Origin of the sequence: Streptacidiphilus jeojiensis (genome assembly GCF_042510965.1) — a bacterium.
In the GTDB taxonomy this organism is placed as follows: domain Bacteria; phylum Actinomycetota; class Actinomycetes; order Streptomycetales; family Streptomycetaceae; genus Streptacidiphilus; species Streptacidiphilus jeojiensis.
The window spans coordinates 1-4,362 of the sequence record NZ_JBEUKS010000028.1 but is presented as its reverse complement, the minus strand read 5'-3'; the positions used below and the strand labels follow the sequence as shown (position 1 = coordinate 4,362).

Sequence of the window (4,362 nt, the reverse complement as noted above, 5' to 3'; positions counted from 1 at the left end):
CCACCCTCGACGCGGGCCGCCACCCCACCCCCGACACCTACCTGGAAGCCCGCGCAGCCCTCGGCCCCACCGAATCCGCCCGCCGCCTCCTCCACGCCGCCGCCCTCGACTCCTGCTTCGTCGACACCGGCCTGGAGACCGCCGCAGGCGCCCCCCTCCTCGACCTCCCCGCCTTCGCCGCCCTCTCCGGCACCCGCGTCCGCGAGGTCATCCGCCTGGAACACGTCGCCCAGCAGGCCGCAACCACCTCCACCGCCGCGCACTGGGGTGAGACCACCCGCACGGCCATCGCCGAAGCCGTCCGAGCCGCCGACGCCATCGCGGTGAAGTCCGTCCTCGCCTACCGCCACGGCCTGGACATCGACCCGGCCCGCCCCGCCCCCGCCGAAGTGGCGCATGCCGCCGGCGAGCACCTTGCCGAAGCCGCCCGCAGCGGCAACCCCCGCCTGAGCCACCCCACCCTGCTGCGCCACCTGCTCTGGACCGCGGTCGACCTCGGCCTGCCGATCCAGATCCACACCGGCTTCGGCGACCCCGATCTGACGCTCCATCGCGCGGACCCGTCGCTCCTCACCGACTTCATCCGAGCCGTGGAGCCGCACGGCACCCCGCTGGTGCTGCTGCACTGCTACCCGTACCACCGCCAGGCCGCCTGGCTCGCCCAGGCCTTCCCGCACGTCTACTGCGACGTCGGGCTGACCCTCTCCTACACCGGCCCGGCCGCCCCCCGCCTGCTCGCCGAGACCCTGGAACTGGCCCCCTTCGGCAAGATCCTCTTCTCCACCGACGCCTACGGCGTCCCAGAGCTCCACCTCGTCGGCGCCACCGCCTTCCGCGACGCGATCACCCGCTGGACCCACGATGCGGGCCTGCGGCCCGCCGAGGCGGCCCGCATCGCCGACCTCATCGGTGCCGCCAACGCCACCAGGCTCTATACGCAGGCCCCCTTACGCCCGTAACACGCCGCGAGCACACTACGTACCGCGCGACGACGTGACGCTCGCTCCCGGCGGAAGGACCTGACATGTCCGACTCCACCCTGACCACCCCCACCGACCGTCCCGAACAGCGGGGACTGCGCCCCAGCCTCAATGTCTGGCAGGCCGTGGGACTCTCCATGGCGCTGATGGCGCCCAGCATGGCCGTCAACATCAACCCCCAGGCAGCGGCGCCCAGCGTGGGCCGCGCCGTCCCCCTGGCCTTCCTGATCGCCGCCGTCGGCGTGCTGCTGGTGGCCTATGTCTTCGTCCGGCTGTGCCAGTACTTCCAGCACGCCGGCTCGGTGTACGCCTTCGTCGGCGCCACCCTCGGCCCCCGCAGCGGCGTGGTCGCCGGCTGGGGCCTGGTCGGCACCTACCTGTTCTACGGCGTCACCACCTCCTCCGTGGTCGGCATCTTCGGCATCTCCTTCCTGCAGCGCACCGGCGCCTGGTCCAATCCGCCGGTGGACGCCCCGTTCATCCTCACCGGCGTGGTCCTGCTGCTTGCCTGCTGGCTGACCATCGCCTCGGTCCGCCGCGGCACCAATGTGCTGCTGACGGTGGAGGGCGCGACCGTCGCGCTGATCCTGATCGTCACCGCCGTGGTGCTGGTCCGGCTGATCGTCGGCAACGCCCCGGCCGGACACGGCTTCACCATGTCCGTCTTCTCGGTCCCGCCCGGGACGGCCCCGTCCGCCCTGTTCCTCGGCGTGGTCTTCGGCTTCCTCTCCTTCGCCGGCTTCGAGGCCGCCTCCACTCTCGGCGAGGAGTCGCTCAACCCCCGGCGCGACATCCCCAGGGCGATCCTCGGTACCACCCTCTTCGGCGGAGCCTTCTTCGTGGTGGTCACCGCCGTCGAGATGATGGGCTTCGGCGCCGGCAAGAGCGGCGTCGCCGCCTTCGGCTCCTCGTCCTCGCTGATCGGCGACCTCGGCTCCAGCTACCTCAGCTCCTGGGTCGGCAACCTGGTCACCCTGGGTGCCACCGTCAGCGCCTTCGGCTGCTGCCTGGCCTGCACCGTGGGCTCGGCCCGGCTGCTCTACGCGATGAGCAGGGACGGCTTCGGCGAACGCGGCCTGGGCCGGGTCTCCCGCTACGGCACCCCGGCCCGCGCCGCCGTGCTGGTCAGCGTGACGATGGCGCTGGTGCTGGGCCTGTGCATCGTCTCCTTCTCCGCGGTCCCGGAGGACACCTTCGTCTGGGGCGGCACCATCGGCACCCTGATCCTGCTGGTCGCCTACGCCCTCACCACCATCGGCGCGATCCGGCTGATCTTCGTCCAGCGCCGGATGCCGGTGCCGATGTGGCAGATCGTCATCCCGCTCGCCGCCCTGGCCCTGCTCGGCTACACCATCTACCGCAATGTCGTCCCCTACCCCTCCTCAGGGCCGGGCCACTGGTTCCCGGTCGTCGCCGGCGGCTGGCTGCTCGCCGCGGTCGTCGCCGTCATCGCCGCACCCAGCACCGCCAGGCGCCTGGGCCGACGCCTCACCGAGTCGGAGCAGCTGCACGCCCAAGCCGAGAGGAATCGAGTGGCGGGAACCGCGTAGGCTCGGTCACGCTGTGCGGACCACCGCCGGCACCGGAGCTAAGGAGAAGCGACACCGTGACGGACATCGTCGACGAGCTGAAGTGGCGCGGGCTGATCGCCCTGTCCACCGACGAGGACGCACTGCGCAAGGCATTCGCGGACGGTCCGGTCACGTTCTATTGCGGCTTCGACCCGACGGCGCCCAGCCTGCACATCGGCAACCTGGTGCAGCTGATCACCATGCGCCACATCCAGAACGCGGGGAACTTCCCGCTGCCCCTGGTCGGCGGCGCCACCGGGCTGATCGGCGACCCCCGCCCGACCTCCGAGCGCACCCTCAACGACCCGGAGACGGTCGCCGCCTGGGTGCTCCGGCTCCGGGGCCAGGTCGAGCGCTTCCTCGACTTCGAGGGCCCGCACGCGGCGCGGGTCGTCAACAACCTGGACTGGACCTCCGGGATGTCGGCGATCAGCCTGCTCCGTGACATCGGCAAGTACTTCCGGGTCAACACCATGATCGCCAAGGAGGCCGTCGCCCGACGGCTCAACTCCGACGCCGGCATCAGCTACACCGAGTTCAGCTACCAGGTCCTCCAGGGCATGGACTACCTGGAGCTGAACCGCCGCTACGGCTGCACCCTGCAGACCGGTGGCAGCGACCAGTGGGGCAACCTCACCGCCGGCACCGAGCTGATCCGCAAGGCCGAGGGCAAGTCGGTCCACGCCCTCGGCACCCCGCTGATCACCAAGGCGGACGGCACCAAGTTCGGCAAGACCGAGGGCGGCGCCATCTGGCTGGACGCAGAGATGACCTCCCCGTACGCCTTCTACCAGTTCTGGCTGAACGCGGACGACCGCGACGTCGCCAACTTCCTCCGTATCTTCACCTTCCGTTCCCAGGAGGAGATCGAGGAGCTGGAGCGGCAGACCGTCGAGAAGCCGGCCGCCCGCGCCGCCCAGCGCGCCCTGGCCGAGGACGTCACCGCACTGGTGCACGGCCAGGAGCAGCTCGACCGCGCGATCGCCGCGTCCAAGGCGCTGTTCGGGCAGGGCGACCTGACCGAGCTGGACGCCGCCACCCTGGACGCCGCCGTCGCGGAGCTCCCGCAGGCCCAAGTGGGTGAACTCGCAAGCATCGTCGATCTGCTGGCCGCCACCGGCCTGGTCCCCAGCAAGTCCGCCGCCCGACGGGCCGTCAAGGAGGGTGGCGCCTACCTCAACAACGCCAAGGTGACCGACGAGGAGGCCGCTCCCACCGAGGCCGACCTCCTGCACGGCCGCTGGCTCCTGCTCCGTCGCGGCAAGCGCAGCCTGGCCGCCGTGGAGCTCGTCCGCACAGCCTGACCTGCACCGACATCATCGGAGGCGAAGATTCCAAAGGATCTTCGCCTCCGATGTTTGACGTAGGCCTCAGGGTCGTCTAATGTTGGCCGAGTCGCCTGATTCGGGCCGGTACGTCGTACGGGGCTTCGCCTCGCCGCACCAGTCCTCACGTGACCAAAGTTGCCAAGCTTATCCGCCACTTCGAAACTGAACTGTTCGAGTCGACGCCTGCGTCGGATTCGGGCCGGTTCGCTTTGTCGTGCGAATTAGCAACCGCGATTTCCGGGTATCCGGAAAATGCGGTAGCGTAACGCCGGTCGCCAAGCGACACCCCAGCTCAACGGGGTGCAGAAACGAAATTCGGACGGTTCGCCCGGACGAAACGAATCTGCTAAGGTGAGTGCAGAAGGAAGCGCCCGGAGGGCTGGTGTGAAAGCCGCTCGAAGGAAGCGTCCGTACCTTGAGAACTCAACAGCGTGCCAAAAGTCAACGCCAAATGTTGATACCCCGTCCGCCCGCAATTCTGTG

General features: G+C 69.8%; 3 protein-coding genes. All 3 read left to right on the top strand.

Features of this window, described 5'->3' with window-relative positions:
• On the top strand, window positions 1–959 hold a 959-nt coding region (locus ABUW04_RS39675), incomplete at its 5' end, for an amidohydrolase family protein (protein ID WP_380569204.1).
• Window positions 960–1,024: 65 nt separating this feature from the next.
• Window positions 1,025–2,530 carry an APC family permease gene (locus ABUW04_RS39670; protein ID WP_380569202.1) on the top strand — a complete coding sequence of 502 codons (1,506 nt, stop codon included), beginning with the start codon at window positions 1,025–1,027 and terminating at the stop codon, window positions 2,528–2,530.
• 56 nt (window positions 2,531–2,586) lie between these two features.
• Window positions 2,587–3,855 (top strand): tyrosine--tRNA ligase, encoded by a 1,269-nt coding sequence (gene tyrS / locus ABUW04_RS39665; protein ID WP_380569199.1) that lies wholly within the window; start codon window positions 2,587–2,589, stop codon window positions 3,853–3,855.
• The last annotated feature ends 507 nt before the right edge of the window (window positions 3,856–4,362 follow it).

Bases quoted from the DNA above. Each gene is read 5' to 3' on its own strand.
- ABUW04_RS39670 (WP_380569202.1), top strand. From the start codon at position 1,025: ATGTCCGACTCCACCCTGACCACCCCCACCGACCGTCCCGAACAGCGG.